The sequence below is a fragment of the Microbacterium sp. UFMG61 genome (assembly GCF_015354505.1).
Lineage (GTDB): Bacteria > Actinomycetota > Actinomycetes > Actinomycetales > Microbacteriaceae > Microbacterium.
In genome coordinates, this window is sequence record NZ_JACAFP010000003.1 from 164,040 (window position 1) to 187,274 (window position 23,235).

Sequence of the window (23,235 nt, forward strand, 5' to 3'; positions counted from 1 at the left end):
CCGGATGCAGGACGAAAGAACGGATGCAGGGTGAGATCGGTGATCTCGCTCTGCATCCGTTCGTCCGGCACGCGTGCTGCGATGCGTGCGGCGACTGAGCCTCAGAGGGCGGTGTAGCCGCCGTCGACGAGGTGGTAGCTGCCCGTGATGAAGCTGGCGGCGTCGCTGGCGAGGAAGGCGATGAGGTTCGCGACCTCGTCGGACTGGCCGAGGCGTCCGATCGGGTGCTTGCTGATGAGGAAGTTCTTGGCCTCGTCGCCCATGGTGGCGAGCAGCGGGGTGTCGATGAAGCCGGGGCCGACCGAGTTCACGCGCACGCCCTGCGCCGAGTACTCGAGGGCGGCCGACTTGGTCATGCCGACGACCGCGTGCTTCGCGGCGACGTAGGCGGGGGAGTTCGCGAAGCCGACGCTGCCGAGGATCGACGCGATGTTGACGACCGAGCCGCCGCCGTTCGCGAGGATCGAGGGGATCTGCGCCTTCATGTTGCGGAAGACGGCGTTGAGGTTGATCGAGATGACCTTGTCCCAGGCCTCGTCGTCGTATTCGGCGGTGGGGGCGGATGCTCCGCTGATGCCGGCGTTGTTCACACCGATGCGCAGCGGGGCGAGCGTGTTCGCGAGCTCGATCGAGCTGGCGATCCACGCGGTGTCGGTCGCATCACCGACGGATGCCTCGGCGGTGCCGCCGGCGGCGCGGATCTCGTCGACCACCGCGTTCGCATGCTCGGCGTTGAGGTCGTTGACGACGACGGATGCGCCGTTCTGAGCGAGCAGCAGAGCGGTCGAGCGTCCGATGCCGCTGCCTGCTCCCGTCACGATCGCCGAGCGGTTCGAGACGTCGTACTGAGCCACGAGTGGCTCCTCTCCCGGACGGGCGCGGTGCCGGGAGATCTTCTCGGACGGTCCGTCCTTCTCTCCAGCCTACGCCTGTCGGAGCGGGATGGATGCGCGTGAATGGATTTTTCTCGGCTCCACTGCTCTATCGCGAATCGGTGCCGAAAGTGAGATCCAGGGCTTCGGAGAGGTCGGCGGCCAGGTCGTCGGCATCCTCGAGGCCCACAGAGAGACGCAGGTGTCCGAACTCTCGGAACGGCGCCGGGTACGTGGCGACACGGCCGCCCTCGGTGCCAGTGTGCACGATGAGCGAGTCGTCGTGACCGAGGGAGAAACCCGAGGTGATCAGTCGGAGGTTCGCGACGAACCGGTTCTGCACGTCGGGGGAGCCCGTCACGGCGAACGACATCATTCCACCGAAGCCGCGCCCGCCGAACTGCCGCACGGCGAGAGCGTGATCCGGATGCGATTCGAGGCCGGGATAGTAGATGTACTCCACTCGGGGGTCGGCCTCGAGCATCTGCGCGATCTGCAGCGCCGACGAGAAGTGCTGACGCAGGCGCAGGGGCAGGGTGACGGTGCCGCGCTGGATCTGCCAGGCGTTGAAGGGCGAGATGATGCCGCCGACGTCGACCATGGCGTCGGCCTTGATCGCCTGGATGAGATCGCGCCGCCCCGAGACCGAGCCGCCCATGGCGTCGCCGTGCCCGTTGAGGTACTTGGTGAGGGAGTGCACCACCAGGTCGGCGCCGTCGTGGATCGGTCGGTAGAACGGCGGCGGCGAGAAGGTCGAGTCGACCATGAGGATGGCGCCTGTGGCGTGGGCGATCTCGGCGACCGCGCTCACGTCGGCGACCTTGGTGGTCGGGTTCGCGATGGCCTCGATGCACACGAGGCGCGTCTCGGGGCGCATGGCCGCCCGCACCGCGTCGAGGTCGCTGATATCGACGAAGGTCGCCTCGAGGCCGTAACGCTGGGGCAGCAGCTCGGTCCACAGCCGCCAAGTGGCCTCGTAGACCACATCGCTCACGACCACATGATCACCGGCGCGCACATGGGTGAAGAACACCGCGTGCAGGGCCGCGACTCCGGAGGCGAGTGCGACCGCCTCTTCGGCGCCGTCGAGGGCGGCGAGCTTCTGCTCGAGTGCCGCCTGGTTGACCCCGGTGTTGCGGGTGTACAGCCCGGGTGCGGTGGCCGACCAGCTGATCTCGCTCGGGTCGTCGGGCAGCTGGTACGAGTTCGCCATCACGAGAGGTGTGCGCAGCGCCAACGTCGAGTCGAGTTGATTGCCTGCATGCACGGCCAGGCTGAGGTCGGACAGCGTGTGCAGATCCTTGCGGTCGGGTCGAGCGCCCATCGTGACTCCTTCGTTCCGCACCGTCTTCCAGTGCCGACTTTCACTCTAAGGTGCATAATAGACACACGCAATTGCTAATCGTGCATGAGCTTGCACTGTCTCAGGAGGTCTCGATGGAGCGGCTTCATCTCGATCAGATCGATCGTCAGATACTTGCGGCGCTCACCGAGGATGCCCGCATCCCGCTGGTCACCCTTGCAGCCCAGGTGCATCTGTCGCGCAACGCCGTCAAGCAGCGCATCGAGCGGATGGAGCGCCAGGGCGTCATCGGCGGCTACAGCGTCGTTCCCGGACGTGCTGGCGGCTCGCCCGTCTCGGCCATCGTGCTGGTCTACCGCAGCGATCGTATGCGCGGGGGTGGCGTCGCCTCGGAGATCGCCCAGATTCCCGAAGTGCGTCGGTGCGATGTGCTCTCGGGTGACTTCGACCTGCTGGTGACGCTGGAAGCGGAGTCGATGGATCGCATCGGCGAGATCTGGGAGATGCTCGCAGCGCTCCCGGGAGTCGCGAACACCGTCACAGCGGTGTCGCTGACCCGGGTGGTCGACCGGGCGTGACCTCGCAGAGGGGCAGGGCATCCCCCGCGGACCCCTTCCCCTCCGCGAGGAGATCTCAGGTGGTGATGCAGGTGACCTTCGGCTGGGTCATCTCCTCGTACGCGAAGCGCACGCCTTCGCGCCCCATGCTCCCGTACTTCGAGCCGCCGAAAGGCATGCTGTCGATGCGGTAGTCGGAGGAGTCGTTGATCATCACGCCTCCGGCGTCGAGCGCTTCGGCGACTCGCAGCGCGCGGGTGATGTCCGACGTGAACGCCGCGGCATGGAGGGCGTACTCGATGCTGTTCGCCTCGGCAATTGCGTCGTCCTCGGTGTCGAACGGAGTCAGGACAACGATGGGGGCGAAGGCCTCCTCGTTCCAGACATCGCAGTGGGGCGAGACGTTCTCGAGAGCGGTCGGCCAGTACACCGAGCCCTCGCGTCGGTGCCCGGCGAGCACGCGCGCCCCCGCCCGCACGGCGTCGTCGACCACGCGCTCGGCGTGCGTCGCCGCAGCGACCGAGATCATCGGACCCACGTCGGTCGCCTGGTTGACGGGGTCTCCCGCGCGAAGCATCGAGGTGCGAGCGGCGAAGCGGTCGCGGAACTCGGCGTACACGGAGCGCTCGATGAGGATGCGCTGCGCGCCGACGCAGTTCTGCCCCGCAGCCCAGAATGCGCCGGACACGCAGGCCTCGACGGCGGCCGGGATGTCGGCATCCGCGAAAACCAGCACGGGGGCGTTGCCGCCCAACTCCATCGCCAGCCTCTTGAGACCCGCGGTGCGGGCGATCGCCTCACCGGTGGTGAATCCTCCGGTGAACGACACCATGCGGATGTCGCGCACGGCGACGAGCGCTTGCGCCACGTGCCGGTCGCCGTGGACGACCGTGATGATCTCGTCGGGGAGTCCTGCCTCCAACAGCACGTCGACGAGGAACCGCGCGGTCAGCGGGGTGAACTGCGACGGCTTGAGGATCACGGCGTTGCCACCGGCGATCGCCGGGCCGATCTTATGGGCGACGAGGTTGAGGGCGTCGTTGTAGGGCGTGATCGCGAGGATCACCCCGAGCGGCTCTCGTGTGTACCAGCCGCGGCGATTCGCGGAGCCCTCGTAGGCGTCGAAGGGAATGACCTCGCCGTCGAAGGCGCGAGCGGTCTCGGCCGAGAGCGAGATCGTGGTCACGGCTCGCTGCACTTCTTTGCGCGCCTGAGTGATCGTCTTCCCCGCTTCGCGGACGATGAGGGTCGCTGCCTCTTCGGCGCGGCCCTCGAGGATCCGCGCTGCGCTATCCAGGATCCGGTGCCGCGCAAATCTCGACAGGTCGCCCGAGAGAGTGGCGCCGAGCCGCGCGCGCGACATGATCTCGTCGACATCGTCGACCGAGTGCTGGGCGAGGCGGGCGATCACCTCCCCGTTGTACGGGTCGAGCACCTCGAGAAGCGACGCCTGCGTCACAGGAGCCTCCATGGCGGGCGCGCTCATCACGCCGCTCCGACGAGTGACGCCTGCTGCGCGTCGATCGCGATGATGTCGGACAGCAGCGCGTAGGCCGTCTCGAGGCGTCCGGCGCCGGGGCCGGACATCGTGACGGTGCCGAGCAGGTCGGTCGTGAACGCGATCGCGTTGGTCGCTCCGGAGATGCCTGCGAGAGGGTGGTCGGCGGCCAGCGAGAGGGGCTGGACGGATGCCGTCACGGCGCCCGACTCGTCGCGGGTGATCGTGCCGAGGAGCTTCCAGTGCTCGCCCGCCGCCGCTGCCGCGATCACATCGCTCGCGGTGATCCCGCTGATGCCGACGCGAGAGACGTCGGCCGTGGTGATCTCGGCGCCGAGCAGCTCATTGGCGAGGATCACGACCTTCAGCTGCACGTCGGATCCTTCGATGTCGGCGGTGGGGTCGGCCTCGGCGTAACCCAATGCCTGAGCCTCGGCCACGGCATCGCCGAGCGACTTGCCCGACTCCATCTGGCCGAGCACGAAGTTGCTCGTGCCGTTGAGGATTCCCTGGATGCGGCTGATGCGGAGTCCCTTGAGCGTCTGCTGTGCCAGTCGCAGCACCGGAGTGCCGCTCATCACAGAACCCTCGTACTCGAAGCGGGCGCCGTGCTGCTCTGCGAGCCGGTTGAGTTCGGCGCTCGCGAGTGCGACGGGCCCCTTGTTCGTGGTCGTGACGCTCTTGCCGCTCTCGAGGGCGGCGCGGACGTGCGAGATCGCAGGTTCGCCGTCGATCGGGTTCGTGTAGGTCGCCTCGACGATGATGCCCGCCGTCGTGGTGCGGATGACGTGGTCGTTGCGAGGATCGACGTCTCCACCCGGCATCCCGGCGAAGGAGGCATCCCCTGTCATCGCGAGCACGGCTCCGAGGTCGATGCCGTCCTCCTGCATGAGGGAGCCGAACCGCAGATCCGTGATCGCCACGACTCTCAGGGTGAAGCCGAGATCGTCGGCGAGGTCGGAGCCTCGGTCGTGGATGATCTCGGCGAGGGCGCGGTTGACGCCTCCGAAGCCGATGAGGGCGAGGTCGTGGTGAGTCACCGGGGTTCTCCTTCTCTACGTGGACTGTCGCCGGCGTCGCCGCGCTGACATGTGTCCATCCTCAGCGCGCGTGGTGTCTGTGCGCGCCTGTCAGAACGGCAGCGGGAGTGGGCGGAATGGCAGCTTCTCGCCCGGAATGTCGGCGGTGGCGCATGCGGGGGCCAATCCGCAGATGTGCTCTTGCGCACCGGATATCTGAGGAGATAGTGTCCCCGCAGATCACAACAGAAATGCGTCATTGGCACATAGATGTGAATATGATGCACATACAACCCGATTGAGAGTTCCGATGACGCCTCTTCCCGGCGAGAAGCCCCTCCCAAACGTCCTGCCGAGTACGACGGCCACCCAGGTGCCGCTGCGTCGGCTGCAGCGCACCATGGATGCCCGTCACCTGATCATGATCGCGCTCGGCGGGGTGATCGGCTCGGGGCTGTTCCTCAGCTCCGGCTACACGATCTCGCAGGCCGGACCCCTCGGCGCGATCATCGCGTATCTGATCGGCGCTTTCGTCGTCTACCTCGTCATGGCATGCCTGGGCGAACTCGCGGTCGCGTACCCGGTCTCGGGTGCCTTCCACATCTACGCGTCGCGGTCGATCGGCCCGGCGACCGGCTTCACCACCGCCTGGCTGTACTGGCTCTGCTGGGTGGTGGCGCTCGGATCCGAGTTCACGGCATCCGGCATCCTCATGCAGCGTTGGTTCCCCGGGGTTCCGGTGTGGCTGTGGTGCCTGATCTTCGCCGCGGTGCTGTTCCTGCTCAACGCGATCTCGGCTCGCGTGTTCGGCGAGGCGGAGTTCTGGTTCTCGCTCGTCAAGGTCATCGCGATCGTCGGCCTGATCGTGCTCGGCGGCGCGGCGATCTTCGGATTCACACCGCTGTCTCCAGAGCATCCGCCGGCACTGCTCTTCAGCAACTTCGAGACTCCCGGCGGCCTCTTCCCGAACGGATTCAGCGGTGTGATCGTCACCGCCCTCGCCGTCTTCTACGCGTTCAGCGGCTCGGAGCTGATCGGTGTCGCCGCCGGCGAGACGAAGGACCCCGCCAAGAACATCCCCCGTGCCCTGCGCTCGACGGTGCTGCGCCTCGTGGTGCTCTTCGTCGGGGCGATCGCCGTCATCGCCGCGATCCTGCCGTACGACCAGGCCAGCGTCACCAGCAGCCCGTTCGTCGACGTCTTCCAGTACGTCGGCGTCCCCTACGCCGCCGACATCATGAACTTCGTGATCATCACGGCGCTTCTCTCGGCCGGCAACAGCGGACTCTTCTCCTGCGCGCGGATGCTGTTCTCGCTCGCCGAGGAGGGTCACGCCCCGAAGGCGTTCACCCGCCTCACCCGGCGGGGTGTGCCGCTCATCGCGCTCAGCGTCAGCATCCTCATCGGTCTCGTCTCGCTGCTGACGAGCGTGATCGCGGCCGGAACGGTCTACCTGGTGCTCGTGTCGATCGCCGGATTCGCGGTCGTCGCGGTGTGGATGTCGATCGTCGCCTCGCAGTTCTTCCATCGCCGCACCTTCGTGCGCGAAGGAGGACGCGTGCAGGATCTGGCCTACCGCACGCCGCTCTACCCCGCGCTGCCGATCGTCGCATTCTCTCTGCTGCTCATCTCGATCATTGCGATCGCGTTCGACCCGAACCAGGTGGCCGCGCTCTACTTCGGCATCCCCTTCGTCGGTGCCTGCTACCTGTACTTCTGGTGGCGTCACGGTCGCCAGGGCGTACGTGATGTCGTGCAGGATCACGAGGCCGAGTCCGTCGAGGCATGACGGCTCCGTCGTCCGCGGCGGGGTGGGTGGAGATCGACCGGAACGCGATCACGCACAACATCCGCACGATCCGCGCAGAGCTCGGCGAGGAGGTCGGGTTCTGCGCGGTCGTGAAGGCCGACGCCTACGGGCACGGGATCGACATCGTCGCACCGCTGCTCGTCGCCGAGGGGATCGCGATCGTCGGGGCGGCCTCGAACGACGACGCCGCCGCCGTTCGTGCGGCGGGGTTCGTCGGGCGACTGATGCGCGTGCGCCCCGCCGGGCGGGAGGAGATCGACGACGGCATCCGCTTCGGCCTGGAGGAATGGGTCGGCGGAGTCGAGCACGCGGGAATCGTGGGAGTGACCGCGGCGGCGCGGGGGGTCAGGACTCGCGTGCATCTCTCGCTCAACTCGACCGGGCTCGGTCGCGACGGCATCGACCTCGGTGAAGCCGGGGGCCTGGATGCCGTGACCGCCGTTCTCGCAGACCCGCACCTGGAGGTCGTCGGCCTGTGCTCCCACTTCCCCTGCGAAGACGCTGCCGATGTGGCCGAGGGCGCATCGCGCTTCGACGAGGAGACCCGTGTGCTGCTCGCCGGAACGCATGCGTATGATCGGATCGCGCGGCATTGCGCGACCACGTTCGCGGCACTCACGGTGCCCGAGTCTCGGTTCGACCTCGTGCGCATCGGCGCGGGGCTGTATGGCGACTCCGACACGGTCGGCGGCGCGCTGCGTCCTGCCATGCGGGTCGTGTCGAGGATCGCGGCGATCAATGCCTATCCGCGGGGCAGCACTGTGGGATACGAGCGCTGGCACCGTCTCGACCACGATGCGCGTCTGGCCGTGATCCCTCTGGGATATGCCGACGGAATCCATCGCAGCCTCAGCGGCACCGGCGAGGTGCTCGTGCGGGGCAGACGTGCACCGATCGTCGATCGGATCGCCATGAACAGCTTCCTCGTCGATGTCTCGAGCATCCCGCGTGCAGCGCCGGGAGACGAGGCGGTGCTGTTCGGCCGGCAAGGCGACGAGGTGATCGCCCCGGCCGATGTCGAGCGGTCGCACGGTCACATCGCTGCCGATCTCTACGTCGCCTGGGGGCGGCTCCTGCCGCGTCGTCCGGTCGCGGCCGCCGGATAGGATTGCCGTGATCTCGACCCGCACGAAGGAGCAAACGATGGCAGCCTCATCTTCGCTCGTCCAGGGTCTGAAGCTTCTCGATGCCTCGGTCTCCCAGGAGCGCCGCGCTCGTCCCGGACTCAATGCCTCCCGTCTGGCGGAGGCCACCGAGATCGAGCGCAGCCGGGTGTCGCGGCTCACGCAGGAGCTGCGCGCACGGGAGCTCCTCAGTCGCGACGACGACGCGCTGTTCTCGGCGGGGCCGGAGTTCTTCCGCACCGCTGCCGTTCTCAACGCACCCTGGTTGCGGGCCTCGCGAGCCGCGCTGCGGGCGCTCGCCTCGCAGCGAGGTGTCAACGCCCTGATCACGATCGCCGATGGCGCGCGCGGTGTATTGCTGCGCTGCGAGAGGTCCGCCGATGGGTTCGATCGCTCCATCCGTGAGGGGCTCGTCACACCGATCTGGTGCACCGGTGCGGGCCGGGCGTTGCTTTGGGATCACACGCTCGAGCAGCTCGAGGCGCTGCTCGAGGACGTGCAGTTCGTCGGGGTCGGTGGACCGACAGCCGCTCGTTCGACGCGCGATGTGTGGGCGCTGCTCGAACGGGACCGCGAGGATTCGCTCGTCGCCGCGGCGGAGGAATACGACGAGGGCATCGACGAGTTCGCCCTCCCCATCCGCAGCAGGGGTGAGGTCATCGCCTCCCTGGCTGTGCGTGGCAGGCACCGCCCCCAGGGGATCACCCGCGACACGCGGGCCCTGCTCACGCACTTCGCCGGCGAGCTCAGCGCCGCAGCCGGCGCCGATCAGCCCTCACGCGAGAACGGCTGACGGGGCGCCGAGTTCTCGGGAGAGCTCGGCGGCAGCCCGGGCACATGCTTCGCCGCACGTCGCCGTGCGCTCCGCCATCACGTCGCGCGTCCCGATCACCTGGACCGCGGCGACGACCTCGCCGCGGTGGTCCCACACGGGAGCGGCGACCGAGTAGAGACCTGGCTCAGCCTCCTGGTCGACGATCGCGAACCCTCGGCGCCGATCGTCGTCGAGCCGTGAGAGGAAGTCGTCGATCGACGTAGGGGTGTTCGGCCCCTGAGGCGAGAAGTCGGTGGCGCGGAACACCGCGCGGATCTCATCGGCGGAGGCGTCCCACAGCGTGGCACGGCCGGCGTCGCTGCAATAGGCAGGGTAGGCGCGTCCGATCCACGACCCGATCATGCGCGAGTCGGCGGGAAGGCTCTCGAGCATGGTGAGCGTCGTGTCTCCCTGCAGCACGCTGAGGAAGGCGGCTTCGCCGAGGCGCGACGACAGGTCTTCGAGCACCACCAGGCCGTGCGTGCGCAGGCGCTGTGCGCTCAGTTCCTGGGCGGCGGCGTACCATCCCCACGCGAGGGTGAATGAACGGTCCGCCGCTCTGGTGACGAGGCCCGAGCGCTCCAGGCTCGCCAGCGTGCGCGACACCTGTGAGCGCTCACGACCGAGGGAATCCGCGATCACGCTGACCGTGGCCGGTCGGAGGTCGCGGGTGAGCGTCGCCACGGAGGAGAGCACATCGAGCCCTCGGCCCATGCTGCTCGACGAGGGAGGTCTCGGCGTGGCTGGTGGCATGGAAAGAGGTTACCGCTGTGCGTCAGCCCAGAGAGCGGATCGAGGCGCGCTCGACGACCGGCATCGGGATCAGCACGGCGTCGAGCGGGCGCTCGCCGAGCAGCATCTCGACCGCGGTGCGCCCCATCACGTCGTAGGGGAGTCGCGCGGTCGTGAGTCCCGGTCGCTGGAAGCCGGCGAGCTCTTCGTCGTCGAAGGAGGCGACGGAGATGTCGTCGGGCACTCGAAGCCCTCGCTCGGCGATCGCCTGATACGTGCCGAAAGCCACTCCGTCGTTGCCGGCCAGGATCGCCGTGAGGTCGGGGTGAGCGTCGAGCATCTGCAGCGTGCGCGAGTATCCGATATCGGGGTTCCACTCGGGGACGTCCATGATGAACGGATCGACGCCGGCCCCGGCGAAGGCGGCGCGGATGCCGTCGAATCTCGGGCCGATGGTCACCGAGTGCCGGGGAGACGACACCGCACGCGGGTTGTTGCCGATCACGCCGATCCGGCGGTGGCCGGCATCCGTGAGCAGGCGCGCCATCGCATGGCCGGCGGTCCGCTCGTCGGGGAGCACGGAGGGATGCCCCGTCGTCGACGTGCCGTTGACGATCACGACCGGCACGTCGGCGGGGGTCTCGGGCACCTCGATCATGCGGGCGCCGAGGAGCCCGATCAGGATGCCGTCGACCCGGCGGTCGATCATCGCCTGGATCTCGTCGGAGATGGTCGCGTCATCACCCTCCGTCTCGGCGATCAGAACGGTGTGGCCGTGCTCCTTCGCCGCGGACAGCAGGCCGCGGATCATCTCGGAGGCATAGCGGGTCACGGTGATCTGATCCGAGATGAATCCCAGAGTCTTCGTCTTGCGGAGGCGCAGACTCTGGGCGGCGGGATTCGGCCGGTAGCCGAGTTCCTCCGCTGCTGCCCGCACCCGGCGTGCCGCGTCGGCGGAGAGACGTGAACCCGGTCGGTCGTTCAGGATCATGCTCACGGCGGTCTTGGACATGCCCGAGAGCGCGGCGACGTCGGCGAGCGTCGGCCTGCGATCGACGTTCTTCGGCACCGGGTTCCTCCTGTCGTGACATCTCCAGCTTAGGCAGTGCATGCGGCACCCCGGAACCACGCTGGTTGAATTGATTTAGCAAAATCGTTGCGGCCCTCGATCGACGATGCTAACCTCGGCGATGCTGAATCAATTTAGCTTCATGGGCGGGACTCGATTCCCTCGCTCTGAAGTCATTCACTCAGGAGAGAACATCGTGGTTGATCTCACTCGCAGGGCTCTGCTCGGCGCGATCGGTCTGGGCATCGTGGGCACCGTCGTCTCGTGGCCGAGACTCACCGGAGCCGACATCCCCGGCCGCGGCACAGACACTCTGACCGTCGCCCTCTTCGGCACCGCGCAGGACGCCGTGGCGCGTCAGGCGCTGGTCGACGGCTTCCAGCGCAAGCACCCCGGCATCACCGTGCGCATCGTGGCCATTCAAGGACAGGACTGGAGCGAGTACTTCGCGAAGATCCTCACGATGATCGCCGCGGGCACGCCGCCCGACGTCGTCACGGTCGCGACCGAGGGGGCGCAGCTCTTCGCATCACGCCTCGCGCATCCTCTCGACGAGTATGTGCGCCGCGACGCGTCGGAGATGCAGGAGTACTTCGACGACGTGAACCCGACCCTCATCGAGGCGTTCATGTACCAGGGCAGCCTGTTCCAGATGCCCGACAACTTCAATGCGGCGAACGTCTTCTACAGCACGACGGCGATGGACCGCGCGGGGCTGGAACGCCCCGCCGACAACTGGACGCTGGAGGACTTCCTCGGCACCGCCCGTGCGATGAAGAAGAGCGCTTCGGGGCAGTTCCTGCCGTACTTCTGGAACAACCGGCTGTGGGGCGGCGTCGTCCCCTGGCTGTACGTCAACAACACCAGCTTCCTGCACGAGGAGAAGGCGAGCGGCGGCGACTGGCTGTGGGACCGCTTCTATCCCGACCAGGCGGCCCGCAGCGGCGGCTACGTGTGGAAGCAGGCCGACGCGCTCAACGAGCACGCGATCGAGAGCTTCTCGGTGCTCGAGCGCATGGTCTCGGAGGGGCTCGCCGCGAACCCCGCACAGGGTGGCGGAAACGAGCTGGTCTCCCTGTTCTCCACGGGCTCGGTCGGGATGACCCCCGCGGGAGGCTTCTGGGTCAGCGGCCTCGAAGAGGCGGGCGTCGCGAACGACGCCTACGACGTGACCTACTTCCCGAGGATGGCGGGGCAACGGCACCAGTTCGGGGCGGGCGGCTACGCGATCATGGAGACCTCGCCCCGCAAGGACGAGGCATGGGAGTGGCTCAAGTACTGCGTCTCGGTCGAGGGCATGACGATCGCCCACCCGAAGCCCGACTCGTCACTCCCTCGTCGCTCCCTCAACGCCGAGCTCTATGGCGCGGGGGTGGGGCCTGCGCACTGGGAGGTCTTCTACGACACTCTCGACAAGTTCCCCGACACCGGTCCGATGCCGGCGCCTCCGCAGCAGGCCGCCGTCGAGTCCGCTCTGCTCAAGAACGTGGTGTCGACCATCACGAACGGCCCATCCGGCGTCCGCCGAGGGCTCGAGACCATGCAGCGAGATCTCGAGCTCGCGCTGGGGGGAAACTGATGTCCGAGAACACCACCCGCACTCTCACCGTGCCGCCGGGATTCCGGCGCGAGACCGGCACGGTCGCCCGCTCGGGACGATCGATCATCTGGTGCTTCCTGGCGCCCACCCTCATCGGGCTCGGGCTGTTCAACTTCGTCCCGATCATCGGATCGTTCGTCCTGGCCTTCTTCCGCTGGGACATCATCTCTGACCCGGTCTTCGTCGGGTTCGACAACTTCGTCGATCTGGCGGCCAACCCGACGGTGAGCGTGTCGTTCCTGAACACCATCGGCTTCGTCGTCGTCGCCGTCATCCTGCAGCTCGGGGTCGCACTGGTGCTCGCGGTGCTCGTGCAGTCGAAGATGCCGAACTGGCTGCGCACCTTCTTCCGGTCGGCGCTGTTCTTCCCGCTGATCCTGTCGGCGGCCTCCGTCTCGCTGATCATGGCGTACCTGTTCAACCAGGAGTTCGGCCTGGTGAATCAGACGTTGAACCTGATCGGCATCGCGGATGTCGGGTGGTTGACGACCGGACTCGGCGCGAAGGTCGTGGTGCTCCTGGTCTACGTGTGGCAGAACTTCGGGTTCACGTTCCTGCTCTTCATCGGCGGGCTCGCCGCGATCCCGAGTGAGGTCTATGAGGCATCCGCCCTCGACGGTGCGGCGGGATGGACCCAGTTCCGGATGATCACGCTGCCTCTGGTGAGTCCGACGCTGCTCGTGGCATCCGTCATGGCGATCATCAACGCCCTGCAGATCTTCGACCAGCCGTGGGTGCTGACCCGCGGTGGCCCCGGTGACGAGACCCGCACGGCCGTGATGGTGATCTACGAGTCCGCGTTCCGACAGCTCGATTTCGGTGGAGCGTCGGCCATCGGCATCGTGCTGACCCTTCTGATCATGCTCGTCACGGCCATCCAGTTCCGGCTGAGCCGCCGATTCGTCTTCTACGGGTGAGGCCCATCATGACAACGACAGTGGTTACGAAGCGCTCCTGGCTCTACACGCTCGGCACGGGCGGCAAGTTCGCCCTGCTCGGACTCGCGGCACTACTGACCCTCGGGCCCGTCGTCTGGACCCTGATCACGGCGCTGTCGCCGACCGACAGCGTGACCAAAGAGGTCAACGTGGGTTTCGGAGCCTTCGCCGACGTCTTCACCAAGATCCCGATCTGGCTCTACGCGTGGAACAGCGCCCTGGTGGTGCTGCTGGTCGCCGCCGGCCAGATGCTCTCCGCCGCGATGGCCGGCTACGTCTTCGCGAAGTTCGAGTTCCGTCACAAGAAGCTGATGTTCGCGCTGATCCTCGCGACGATGATGGTTCCGCTGCAGGTGACGATCGTCCCCGTGTTCATGCTGGTGAGGGGCATGGGGCTCGCCGACACCCTCCTCGCTCTCATCGTGCCTGCGCTTCCCACCGCTTTCGGCACGTTCCTGATGCGGCAGTACTTCATGGGCATCCCGACCGAGCTGGGTGAGGCCGCGCAGCTCGACGGGGCCGGGCCCTGGCGCACGTTCTTCGGCGTCTATCTGCCGCTGGCCACCCCCGGGCTCGCGATCGTCGGCATCCTCGCCTTCAACTATCACTGGAACGAGTTCTTCCGACCTCTCATCATGACCATCAGCGATCAGAACTTCACGCTGCCACTCGGCCTGGTGACGCTGCAGGGCAACCTCGGCACCGGCAGCGTCTCGACGGTGCTCGCCGGTGTGATCCTCTCGATGATCCCCGCACTCCTGGTGTTCTTCTTCGGGCAGAAGCCTCTGCGCGAAGGACTCACGGCGGGCGTCGGCAAATGACGCACGCCCCCATCAAGTAGAAAGACGACTGCCCCGGTGACCCCCACTGACCTTCCCCCGGTCCGCACCCTGAGCCCACGACTGCACTTCGCTCCGCGCAACAACTGGATGAACGATCCGAACGGTCTCGTCTTCCACGACGGTCTGTACCACCTGTACTTCCAGTACAACCCGCAGGGCAGCGAGCACGCCCACCTCAGCTGGGGCCACGCGACGAGCACCGATCTCGCGCGATGGACCGAGCACGAGCCGGCGATCCTCTGGGACGACACGGAGCAGATCTACTCCGGCTCCATCGTGGTCGATCACGGCAACACCTCAGGGTTCGGCACGGCCGAGGAGCCTCCGCTGGTGGCGCTCTACACGGCGGCCGCGAACGGGCACCAGGCGCAGGCTCTCGCGTACAGCACCGACGGCGGATACGTCTGGACGAAGTATCGGGGGAACCCGGTGCTCGACCGGGGCACGAGCGACTTCCGCGATCCGAAGGTGTTCCGCTACGACGACGGGGGCGAGGGCTACTGGGTCATGGTCGCGGTCGAGGCGGAGGACCGCCAGGTGCTGTTCCACCGTTCCGACGACCTCAAGACGTGGACCTATCTGTCGTCCTATGGTCCGGCCGGCCCCGTCGGCGGGGTCTGGGAGTGCCCGGACATGTTCAGGCTGGCGGTCGACGGCGATGAGGACGATGCGCGGTGGGTGCTGCTCATCAGCCTCAACCCGGGAGGCATCGCCGGCGGCTCGGGAACCCACTGCGTCGTGGGCGAGTTCGACGGCACGACCTTCCGGCCGACTGCGCCCCTCCCGACTCCCGCGCCCGAACTCCTGGTCGAGCGCAGCCAGTCGCGTGACGAGCTCGAGGCGTTCGGCTGGATCGACTTCGGCCCCGACTGCTACGCCGGCGTCACGTTCGACGGCCTCGCCGCGCACGAACGCACGCTGATCGCCTGGATGGACAACTGGCGGTACGCCGGCAGCATCCCGCACGATGACTCATCCGAGTACCGCAGCGCGATGACACTTCCCCGCAGGCTCTCGCTCACCCGCGACTGCAGCGGCGCGGTGCGTCTGCGGCAGGCGCCGGCGATCGAGGTCGGGGCCGACGAGATCACCGAGCTCGGCTCGCTGACGGGTCGTGTCGCTGTGGATGCTGGGCTGCCGGATGCGGTGCGGATCCGAGTCACGGCGACCTTCGGAGACGCCGACAGCGTCGAACTCCGCATCGGGGCCGGGGATGCCGGCGAGGTCGTCATCCGGCAGAGCCACGCGAGCGGGCGCATCGACGTCGTTCGCCCCGACGTGGTTCCGCCTGCGGGGGTGGGCGGGTCGATGTCGATGCCCGTCGCGTGTGCGGGCGAGGTCGCCTGGGAGATCTGGATCGACGCGCTGAACGACCGGGTGGCATCGCTCGAGCTGTTCGCGGAGGACGGCGATCGGGTGCTCACCGCGTTGATCCCCGCCTCCTCGCGTCGCGCCTGTTCGCTGGCGGCCGTGGGGGGAACGCTGCGCGAGGTGCGCGTCGCCGTCGCAGAGGAGGCGTGCTGAGGTAGCGGCACCGGCCTCGCGCGCGACAGCTGCGGTCGCGCGAAGTCATCGACCCATCGCGGAGGAATACCCCAAGAGGGTATACGCTTGTTCTCAATACCCCCCAGGGGTACTAGAACGAGGGATGGAGACATGATGACGAAGAACGAGTTCCAGGTGACGGGCATGACCTGCGGGCACTGCGAGATGTCGGTGCGCGAAGAGGTCTCCGAGATCCCCGGCGTCGAAGACGTCCAGGTGAGCGCCCAGACCGGAAAGCTCGTCGTCACCGGCTCGACGTCGGTCGACGATGCGCAGGTCCTGGCCGCCGTCGCAGAGGCAGGCTATTCGGCGGTGCGGACGGCATGAACGCCGGCGCACGGCTCGGCCTCTTCGGGGCGGGCCTCGTGGTGGCGTTCGGCGCGGCCTTCGGGCTCGCCGGCGTCATCGTTCCCGCGAGCGCGGTCAGCGACTGGACGAAGGGTGCGGAAGTGGACGATCACAATGGTCACGCCGAGAGTGCTGTCGGCGCGGATGACGCGGCGAGTGCCGCTGCAGACGACCTGAAAGGCCTGTCGCTCGGTCTCGACCGATATGTGCTGTCGCCGATCGAGGCGCCGGCATCCCCGGGCGAACCCGGTGCACTGGCATTCCGGATCGAAGACGCCGCCGGCGTCCCCGTCACGGACTACGCGACGGCGCACGACAAGGATCTGCACCTGATCGTTGTGCGCTCAGACGGGAGCCGGTTCCGACACGTCCATCCGGTGCTCGACGAGGCCACGGGAACGTGGTCGCTTCCCTGGGAGTGGACAGATGCCGGAACCTACCGCGTCTTCGCGGACTTCACCCCGGCCCAGGCGGATGCTGCGTCGCTCACTCTCACGCGCACTGTCCAGGTGGCGGGTGAGTTCGCACCCGTCGCGCCGCAGCCGACCCGCGTCGCGGAGGTCGATGGCTTCACGGTCTCGCTCGACGGCGACCTCGAAGCAGGAGCGGCGAGCGATCTCACTGTGACGGTCGCACAGGACGGTCGCCCGGTCACCGCCCTGGAGCCGTATCTCGGCGCGTTCGGACACCTCGTGGCGCTGCGCGACGGCGACCTCGCGTATCTGCACGTGCACGCCGCGGGTGATGAGCCCGAAGCGGGCGAGACGTCGGGGCCCGAGATCGCGTTCGCCGCAGAGGCCCCGACCGCGGGGCGGTACCTGCTGTACCTGGACTTCCAGGTGGACGGCACGGTGCACACGGCCGAGTTCGTGCTCGATGCCGCTCAGGCGCAGGGCGTGACCGAAAACGAGGGCGATTCGCACGACGACGGGCATTGACCGTCAGCCGTCGCCCCTGCCGCAGCTGATCGCTGCGGCCCACAGATGCAAGCCAGAGAAGGAACGAACATGAGCACGTCAGCACCTGCGAACGCAGGGACCGGAGTCGAACTGGAGATAGGCGGCATGACCTGCGCCTCCTGCGCGATGCGGATCGAGAAGAAGCTGAACAAGCTCGATGGTGTCGTGGCGACCGTCAACTATGCGACCGAGAAGGCGAAGGTCACCGTGCCGGACGGGTACGATCCGGCGGCGCTGATCGCAGAGGTCGAGAAAACGGGGTACTCGGCGTCGATCCCCGCACCGAAGGGCTCGAAGAACGATGCCGCCTCCGCCGGTGAGGGCACCGCAGACCCTGAGCTGCGGTCGCTGCGCAACCGCCTGATCGGTGCGATCGTGCTGACGGTGCCGGTGATCGCGATGGCCATGATCCCGGCGCTGCAGTTCACCTACTGGCAGTGGGCCTCGCTCGCACTCGCGGCCCCGGTGATCCTCTGGGCGGCGTGGCCGTTCCACCGGGCCGCATGGATGAACCTCAGGCACGGCACCGCGACGATGGACACGCTCATCTCCCTGGGCACATCGGCCGCATTCCTGTGGTCGCTCTACGCGCTGTTCTTCGGCACGGCCGGCACCCCCGGCATGACGCACCCGTTCGAGTTCGCACTGGCCCCCTCCGACGGGGCCGCGAACATCTACCTCGAGGTCGGCGCCGGCGTGACGATGTTCATCCTCGCCGGACGCTACTTCGAGAAGCGGTCGAAGAAGCAGGCGGGTGCCGCGCTGCGCGCGCTGCTCGAGCTCGGCGCGAAGGACGTCGCCGTGCTGCGCGGTGGCGTGGAGACGAAGATCCCGGTCGAGGATCTGCGGGTGGGAGACCAGTTCGTCGTGCGGCCGGGCGAGAAGATCGCGACCGACGGCGTGGTGGTCTCGGGCACCTCGGCCGTCGACGCATCGATGCTCACCGGTGAAGCGGTGCCGGTCGAGGTCGCCGAGGGCGACACCGTCACCGGCGCCACGACCAACGTCGGCGGGCGGCTCGTGGTTCGTGCGACCCGGATCGGCTCCGACACCCAGCTGGCGCAGATGGCCCAGCTCGTCGAGGACGCTCAGACCGGGAAGGCCGAGGTGCAGCGTCTCGCCGACAGGATCTCGGGCGTCTTCGTGCCGATCGTGATCGTGATAGCCGTCGTCGCGCTGGGCGGCTGGCTCGGCGCGGGGTTCCCCGTGAGCGCGGCATTCACCGCGGCGGTGGCCGTGCTCGTGATCGCCTGCCCGTGCGCGCTCGGTCTCGCGACGCCCACTGCGCTGCTCGTCGGCACCGGGCGCGGTGCACAGATGGGAGTGCTCATCAAGGGGCCGGAGGTGCTGGAGTCGACCCGCAGGATCGACACCGTCGTGCTCGACAAGACCGGGACGGTGACCAGCGGCAGGATGACGCTCGTCGACGTGGTCGTCGAAGCCGGCACCGACCGCGCGGAACTCCTGCGGCTGGCCGGTGCGCTGGAGGATGCCTCGGAGCACCCGATCGCCCAGGCGATCGCCAAGGGTGCGACGCAGGAGGTCGGGACCCTGCCGATGCCAGAGGACTTCGCGAACATCGAGGGCAAGGGAGTGCAGGGGATCGTCGACGGTCACGCCGTGCTCGTCGGCCGGGATTCGCTCCTCGCCGAGTGGTCGCAGACGCTGAGCCCCGAGCTCGCGTCGACGAAGGCCCGCGCCGAGGGCGAGGGCAAGACGGTCGTGGCTGTGGGCTGGGACGGCCAGGCGCGCGGCATCCTGGTCGTGGCCGACACGGTGAAGCCCAGCAGCGCCGAAGCGATCGCTCAGTTCACGGCGATCGGGTTGACCCCCATCCTGCTCACCGGAGACAACGACGCGGTCGCCAGGCGGATCGCGGCCGAGGTGGGCATCGACGAGGTCTTCGCCGAGGTCCTCCCGAAGGACAAGGTCGACGTCGTCACGCGGTTGCAGCGCGAGGGCAAGACCGTCGCGATGATCGGCGACGGCGTCAACGACGCCCCCGCCCTCGCCCAGGCCGACCTCGGCATCGCGATGGGCACCGGGGCGGACGTCGCGATCGAAGCATCCGACATCACCCTGGTCCGCGGAGACCTGCGCAGCGCGGTCGACGCGATCCGCCTCTCGCGCAGGACGCTCGGAACCATCAAGACCAACCTGTTCTGGGCCTTCGCCTACAACGTCGCGGCCATCCCGGTCGCCGCGCTCGGAATGCTCAACCCCATGCTCGCCGGCGCGGCGATGGCACTGTCGAGCGTCTTCGTCGTCGGCAACAGCCTGCGCCTGCGGGGGTTCCGGAGTGTCATCCCGCGGTGACCCGGGCGATATCGCGCACCCCGAAGAGAGACACTGAGATCCACACCCGACACGGGAGACAGCGTTCATGATGAGCACGCACCACGCCGAGGGAAGCGCCGGCGACCAGCACGTCACTCACGATCACCACGCTCAGGACGCAGACGGAGGTCACGAGGGACACTCCGGGCACGAGGGACATGCCGGGCACGAGGGGCACGGTGGTCACGCCGGGCACGGCGACCACGTCGGCCAGTTCCGGCGCCTGTTCTGGATCGACCTCGTCATCGCGGTGCCGGTGGTGGCGTTCTCGCCGATGTTCGCGATGATCTTCGGCTACGAGGTCGCCGACTGGGCGCGGTTCATCTCTCCCGTGCTCGGCACCGTCATGTACGCGTGGGGCGGATGGCCGTTCCTCTCGGGTGCGATCGGCGAACTCAGGGCGCGCACGCCGGGGATGATGCTGCTGATCGCCCTCGCGATCACCGTCGCGTTCTTCGCCTCGTGGGGCGCGACCCTCGGGATCCTCCACCACGAGCTCGAGTTCTGGTGGGAGCTCGCGCTGCTCATCGTCATCATGCTGCTGGGGCACTGGATCGAGATGAGGTCGCTCGCGCAGACGACCTCTGCGCTCGATTCCCTCGCCGCTCTGCTTCCAGACGAGGCCGAACGGATCGACGGCGACGAGATCGTCACGGTCGCACCCGCCGACCTCGTTGTCGGCGATGTCGTCGTCATCCGCCCCGGAGCGAGCGTTCCGGCCGACGGTCGCATCATCGACGGGACCGCCGCGATGGATGAGTCGATGGTGACGGGCGAGTCCCGCCCCGTCACCCGCACGACGGGCGACACGGTGACTGCGGGCACGGTCGCGACCGACTCGGGACTGCGAGTCGAGATCACCGCCACCGGCGACGACACCGCCCTCGCTGGCATCCAGCGCCTCGTGGTCGACGCGCAGAACTCGTCGTCGCGGGCGCAGCGCATCGCCGATCGGGCAGCCGCGCTGCTGTTCTGGTTCGCCCTGGTCTCGGCGGCACTGACCGCTCTCGTGTGGACTCTCGTCGGAGATCCTGACGCCGCCGTCGTGCGCAGCATCACCGTGCTCGTCATCGCCTGCCCGCATGCGCTCGGTCTCGCGATCCCCCTGGTCGTGTCGATCGCGACAGAGCGCGCTGCCCGGGGCGGTGTGCTCGTGAAGGACCGCCTCGCGCTCGAGAGCATGCGCACCGTCGATGCCGTGCTGTTCGACAAGACGGGCACGTTGACGAAGGGCGCCCCGACCGTGACCGCCGTCGAACCGGTCGGTGGCATCGACGCCGATCGCCTGCTCGCGCTCGCCGCATCCGCAGAGGCCGACAGCGAGCATCCGCTGGCTCGCGCCATCGTGCGTGCCGCCGAAGACAGAGGCCTGACGCTGTCGAAGGCCTCGGGCTTCACGTCGTCTCCGGCGGTGGGAGTGACCGCCACCGTCGACGGCAGCGAGATCCGTGTGGGCGGGCCGAAGCTCCTCGACGAGGTCGGAGGCCGAGACATCGCCGCCGCAGACGCATGGCGAGGCGAGGGCGCCATCATCCTGCACGTGACCGTCGACGGGCAGGTGGCGGGAGGGCTGAAGCTCGCCGACGAGGTGCGCCCGGAGTCTCGCGACGCTGTCGACGCACTGCACCGTCTCGGAGTCGAAGTGGTCATGATCACCGGAGATGCCGAGGCCGTCGCAGAAGCCGTGGCGGCGGAGCTCGGCATCGACCGGGTGTTCGCCGGGGTGCGCCCCGAAGACAAGTCCGCGAAGGTCAAGGAGCTGCAGGCCGAGGGCAAGAAGGTCGCGATGGTCGGCGACGGCGTCAACGACGCCCCCGCTCTCGCTCAGGCCGACGTCGGCATCGCGATCGGCGCCGGCACCGACGTGGCCATCGCCTCGGCCGGAGTGATACTCGCGAGCTCCGACCCCCGCTCGGTGGTCTCCGTGATCGAGCTCTCCCGTGCCGCCTACCGCAAGATGACGCAGAACCTCTGGTGGGCGGCCGGGTACAACCTGATCTCGGTGCCGCTCGCCGCCGGCATCCTGGCGCCCGTCGGATTCGTCCTGCCCATGTCGGTCGGAGCCGTGCTGATGTCGCTGTCGACGATCGTCGTCGCTCTCAATGCGCAGCTCCTGCGGCGCATCGATCTGTCTCCCGATGCGAGCGTCCGGGCCGTTCTGGGGCGGTGAGGAACTGATCGCAGAGATGTCGTGACATCTGTGCGGCAGTGCAGACGTTGGTGCGAGAATCGGATGCAATCCGAGATCGGTTCGGCGTCGAACAACTCTCGGACATCGAGCCCGTCGACGGTGCGGACGCTCGCCTGGTCGAGAGGAAGCCCATGGGACTCGCACAGACACTCAAGCGGATCGAGCTCGAGACGCGCCCGATCCATCCCGAGACCCGCCGCGCTCTCGCCATCCGCTGGTCGGAGCTGCCCGAGCACGCGAAGACGCCGAACCAGCTGCTCGGCCGCTGTGCCGTCGGATGCGAGGGAACGCACGGCGTCTTCCCCAAGTGCAACCTCACGTGCTCGCCCTGCTACCACTCGGCTGACGCCAACAAGGTGCGCATCGACGGCGACCACACGATTGACAACGTCGCGCGTCAGATGTCGTACCTGCGACAGATCCGGGGCCCGCGGGCCCACGCGCAGCTGATCGGCGGCGAAGTCAGCCTGTTGTCGGCTGAAGATCACGCGCAGGCGCTTCTCGCCATGCGCGCGGTCGGCCGCGAGCCGATGTCGATGACCCACGGCGACTTCGAATACGACTACCTGCTCGATGTGGTGCTCGACGAGGATCGAAAGCCGAGGTTCGACAAGGTGTCGTTCGCCGCTCACTTCGACTCGCTCATGAGGGGTCGCACGGGTGCGGTACGGCCGCACAGCGAGGCCGAGCTCAACCCGTTCCGCGAGAAGTTCGCGCAGATGTTCATCGACCTCAAGCGCGATCATGGCGTCGACAGCTACCTCGCGCACAACATGACCGTGACGCCGTCGAATGTCGACGAGGTCGAGCAGGTCACCCGCGACGTGCTCGAGATGCCGTTCGACATGATGTCGTTCCAGCCCGCTGCCTTCATCGGCGACGACCGGCGCTGGCGCGAGGACTTCGGCGAGGTCACGATCGACGCCGTGTGGGAGCGGATCGAGGCGGGCGCGGGGCACAAGCTGCCCTGGCAGGCCACCCAGTTCGGCGACCCTCGGTGCAACCGCTCGACGGTCGGCGTGCGTGTCGGCGGCGGGTTCGCCGCCCTGCTCGACCCCGACGACCCGAAGGACATCGCGGCGCGCGACCGATTCCTCGACCACTTCGGCGGCATGATCTTCGGCGGCATCCCGAAGCCGGTGCTCGTGGTGAAGGTCGTGCGCGCGATCGCCGGCCACCCGGGCGACATCCCTCCGCTCATCGGTCTCGCCCGCCGCGTGCTCCGGCGCGCCGGTGGACTGCGCCGGGTGCTGCGTGAAGCGCGCCGCGGCAAGGTCTCGTTCAAGACGTTCGTCGTGCACAACTTCATGGATGCCGAGCAGGTCGACCCCGCATGGAAGCTCATGGAGCAGGGCATCGTCGCCGACGACCCGCTGCTCAAGGAGACCCAGGAGCGCCTCGGCTCGTGCATGTACGCGATGGCGCATCCGGAGGACGGGCGCCTGGTTCCGGCGTGCGTGCAGCACTCGGTTCTCGACCCGATCGAGAACATCGAGCTGCGTCGCCTGCTGCCACTCCCGTCCGTGCGCGACGGCGCTGCGCCGCAGGTCGTCTCGCGTCCCTCCGGTCTCACGGGCGTCCGCGAGACGGGGACGGCCCGCGCCGCGACTCACTGAGCCGTGTCGGTCGCCGAGCCGGGCCTGTCGCCGGGCCGTGTCGGTCGATGATGGCGCCTCG

19 protein-coding genes are annotated in these 23,235 nt (G+C 68.0%); 13 read left to right on the forward strand and 6 right to left on the reverse strand.

All coding sequences use genetic code 11. The features are described from left to right. Window positions 1–101: 101 nt before the first annotated feature. Both IXW21_RS04520 and IXW21_RS04525 read right to left on the reverse strand, forming a co-directional pair. Window positions 102–854: an SDR family NAD(P)-dependent oxidoreductase gene (locus IXW21_RS04520; protein ID WP_194763073.1), complete on the reverse strand. Its 753-nt coding sequence runs from the start codon at window positions 852–854 to the stop codon at window positions 102–104. A gap of 127 nt (window positions 855–981) precedes the next feature. Further along, window positions 982–2,196, reverse strand: coding sequence for a trans-sulfuration enzyme family protein (locus tag IXW21_RS04525; protein ID WP_194763074.1), 1,215 nt, complete (start codon window positions 2,194–2,196; stop codon window positions 982–984). A 113-nt stretch (window positions 2,197–2,309) separates the two neighbouring features. Between IXW21_RS04525 and IXW21_RS04530 the strand changes: the two genes are divergently transcribed. Next, the gene (locus tag IXW21_RS04530) at window positions 2,310–2,753 is read left to right on the forward strand and encodes an Lrp/AsnC family transcriptional regulator (RefSeq protein ID WP_194763075.1); all 444 of its coding nucleotides are present in this window, start codon (window positions 2,310–2,312) and stop codon (window positions 2,751–2,753) included. A 55-nt stretch (window positions 2,754–2,808) separates the two neighbouring features. Here IXW21_RS04530 and IXW21_RS04535 read toward each other — a convergent pair whose 3' ends face one another. Continuing rightward, window positions 2,809–4,218 carry an aldehyde dehydrogenase family protein gene (locus tag IXW21_RS04535; protein ID WP_228528164.1) on the reverse strand — a complete coding sequence of 470 codons (1,410 nt, stop codon included), beginning with the start codon at window positions 4,216–4,218 and terminating at the stop codon, window positions 2,809–2,811. Continuing rightward, complete coding sequence (locus tag IXW21_RS04540; RefSeq protein WP_194763076.1) at window positions 4,218–5,270, reverse strand: homoserine dehydrogenase; 1,053 nt, start codon at window positions 5,268–5,270, stop codon at window positions 4,218–4,220. Before IXW21_RS04540 ends, IXW21_RS04535 begins: the two co-directional genes overlap by 1 nt. Before the next feature lie 289 nt (window positions 5,271–5,559). Here IXW21_RS04540 and IXW21_RS04545 point away from each other — a divergent pair, with 289 nt between their 5' ends. From IXW21_RS04545 to IXW21_RS04555, 3 genes are read left to right on the forward strand one after another with little or no spacing between them, the layout of a single operon-like run. Continuing rightward, window positions 5,560–7,038 carry an amino acid permease gene (locus IXW21_RS04545; RefSeq protein WP_194763077.1) on the forward strand — a complete coding sequence of 493 codons (1,479 nt, stop codon included), beginning with the start codon at window positions 5,560–5,562 and terminating at the stop codon, window positions 7,036–7,038. Continuing rightward, window positions 7,035–8,165: an alanine racemase gene (gene alr / locus IXW21_RS04550; RefSeq protein ID WP_194763078.1), complete on the forward strand. Its 1,131-nt coding sequence runs from the start codon at window positions 7,035–7,037 to the stop codon at window positions 8,163–8,165. Before IXW21_RS04545 ends, alr begins: the two co-directional genes overlap by 4 nt. A gap of 37 nt (window positions 8,166–8,202) precedes the next feature. Next, window positions 8,203–8,976, forward strand: a complete 774-nt coding sequence (locus IXW21_RS04555) for an IclR family transcriptional regulator domain-containing protein (protein ID WP_056310396.1) — start codon at window positions 8,203–8,205, stop codon at window positions 8,974–8,976. Here IXW21_RS04555 and IXW21_RS04560 read toward each other — a convergent pair. Both IXW21_RS04560 and IXW21_RS04565 read right to left on the reverse strand, forming a co-directional pair. Beyond that, on the reverse strand, window positions 8,959–9,750 hold the full coding sequence (locus tag IXW21_RS04560) for an IclR family transcriptional regulator (protein WP_194763079.1): 792 nt from the start codon (window positions 9,748–9,750) through the stop codon (window positions 8,959–8,961). The genes IXW21_RS04555 and IXW21_RS04560 overlap by 18 nt on opposite strands. 22 nt (window positions 9,751–9,772) lie before the next feature. Further along, the gene (locus IXW21_RS04565) at window positions 9,773–10,798 is read right to left on the reverse strand and encodes a LacI family DNA-binding transcriptional regulator (protein ID WP_194763080.1); all 1,026 of its coding nucleotides are present in this window, start codon (window positions 10,796–10,798) and stop codon (window positions 9,773–9,775) included. A 196-nt stretch (window positions 10,799–10,994) separates the two neighbouring features. On the opposite strand from IXW21_RS04565, the gene IXW21_RS04570 reads away from it, so the two are divergent. From IXW21_RS04570 to IXW21_RS04610, 9 genes are all read left to right on the forward strand, one after another. Next, entirely contained in the window at window positions 10,995–12,377 is a 1,383-nt protein-coding gene (locus IXW21_RS04570; RefSeq protein ID WP_194763081.1) for an extracellular solute-binding protein, read from the forward strand. Beyond that, window positions 12,377–13,315 (forward strand): carbohydrate ABC transporter permease, encoded by a 939-nt coding sequence (locus IXW21_RS04575; protein WP_228528165.1) that lies wholly within the window; start codon window positions 12,377–12,379, stop codon window positions 13,313–13,315. The genes IXW21_RS04570 and IXW21_RS04575 overlap by 1 nt, the downstream gene beginning before the upstream one ends. A gap of 8 nt (window positions 13,316–13,323) precedes the next feature. Then, window positions 13,324–14,157: a carbohydrate ABC transporter permease gene (locus tag IXW21_RS04580; protein ID WP_194763082.1), complete on the forward strand. Its 834-nt coding sequence runs from the start codon at window positions 13,324–13,326 to the stop codon at window positions 14,155–14,157. 36 nt (window positions 14,158–14,193) lie between these two features. After that, window positions 14,194–15,702 carry a glycoside hydrolase family 32 protein gene (locus tag IXW21_RS04585; RefSeq protein WP_194763083.1) on the forward strand — a complete coding sequence of 503 codons (1,509 nt, stop codon included), beginning with the start codon at window positions 14,194–14,196 and terminating at the stop codon, window positions 15,700–15,702. A gap of 135 nt (window positions 15,703–15,837) precedes the next feature. After that, on the forward strand, window positions 15,838–16,050 hold the full coding sequence (locus IXW21_RS04590) for a heavy-metal-associated domain-containing protein (protein ID WP_079113876.1): 213 nt from the start codon (window positions 15,838–15,840) through the stop codon (window positions 16,048–16,050). Next, window positions 16,047–17,009, forward strand: coding sequence for a heavy-metal-associated domain-containing protein (locus IXW21_RS04595; RefSeq protein ID WP_194763084.1), 963 nt, complete (start codon window positions 16,047–16,049; stop codon window positions 17,007–17,009). Before IXW21_RS04590 ends, IXW21_RS04595 begins: the two co-directional genes overlap by 4 nt. A gap of 69 nt (window positions 17,010–17,078) precedes the next feature. After that, window positions 17,079–19,346, forward strand: coding sequence for a heavy metal translocating P-type ATPase (locus IXW21_RS04600; protein ID WP_194763085.1), 2,268 nt, complete (start codon window positions 17,079–17,081; stop codon window positions 19,344–19,346). 70 nt (window positions 19,347–19,416) lie between these two features. Beyond that, entirely contained in the window at window positions 19,417–21,537 is a 2,121-nt protein-coding gene (locus tag IXW21_RS04605; RefSeq protein WP_194763210.1) for a heavy metal translocating P-type ATPase, read from the forward strand. A 152-nt stretch (window positions 21,538–21,689) separates the two neighbouring features. After that, a complete protein-coding gene (locus IXW21_RS04610) occupies window positions 21,690–23,174 on the forward strand; it encodes a radical SAM domain-containing protein (protein ID WP_194763086.1) in 1,485 nt (494 codons plus the stop codon). Window positions 23,175–23,235 lie beyond the last annotated feature (61 nt).

Coding starts and splice junctions, on each gene's coding strand:
- IXW21_RS04525 (WP_194763074.1), bottom strand. CDS start 2,196: ATGGGCGCTCGACCCGACCGCAAGGATCTGCACACGCTGTCCGACCTC.
- IXW21_RS04530 (WP_194763075.1), top strand. CDS start 2,310: ATGGAGCGGCTTCATCTCGATCAGATCGATCGTCAGATACTTGCGGCG.
- IXW21_RS04535 (WP_228528164.1), bottom strand. CDS start 4,218: ATGAGCGCGCCCGCCATGGAGGCTCCTGTGACGCAGGCGTCGCTTCTC.
- IXW21_RS04545 (WP_194763077.1), top strand. CDS start 5,560: ATGACGCCTCTTCCCGGCGAGAAGCCCCTCCCAAACGTCCTGCCGAGT.
- alr (WP_194763078.1), top strand. CDS start 7,035: ATGACGGCTCCGTCGTCCGCGGCGGGGTGGGTGGAGATCGACCGGAAC.
- IXW21_RS04555 (WP_056310396.1), top strand. CDS start 8,203: ATGGCAGCCTCATCTTCGCTCGTCCAGGGTCTGAAGCTTCTCGATGCC.
- IXW21_RS04560 (WP_194763079.1), bottom strand. CDS start 9,750: ATGCCACCAGCCACGCCGAGACCTCCCTCGTCGAGCAGCATGGGCCGA.
- IXW21_RS04575 (WP_228528165.1), top strand. CDS start 12,377: ATGTCCGAGAACACCACCCGCACTCTCACCGTGCCGCCGGGATTCCGG.
- IXW21_RS04580 (WP_194763082.1), top strand. CDS start 13,324: ATGACAACGACAGTGGTTACGAAGCGCTCCTGGCTCTACACGCTCGGC.
- IXW21_RS04590 (WP_079113876.1), top strand. CDS start 15,838: ATGACGAAGAACGAGTTCCAGGTGACGGGCATGACCTGCGGGCACTGC.
- IXW21_RS04595 (WP_194763084.1), top strand. CDS start 16,047: ATGAACGCCGGCGCACGGCTCGGCCTCTTCGGGGCGGGCCTCGTGGTG.
- IXW21_RS04600 (WP_194763085.1), top strand. CDS start 17,079: ATGAGCACGTCAGCACCTGCGAACGCAGGGACCGGAGTCGAACTGGAG.
- IXW21_RS04605 (WP_194763210.1), top strand. CDS start 19,417: ATGAGCACGCACCACGCCGAGGGAAGCGCCGGCGACCAGCACGTCACT.
- IXW21_RS04610 (WP_194763086.1), top strand. CDS start 21,690: ATGGGACTCGCACAGACACTCAAGCGGATCGAGCTCGAGACGCGCCCG.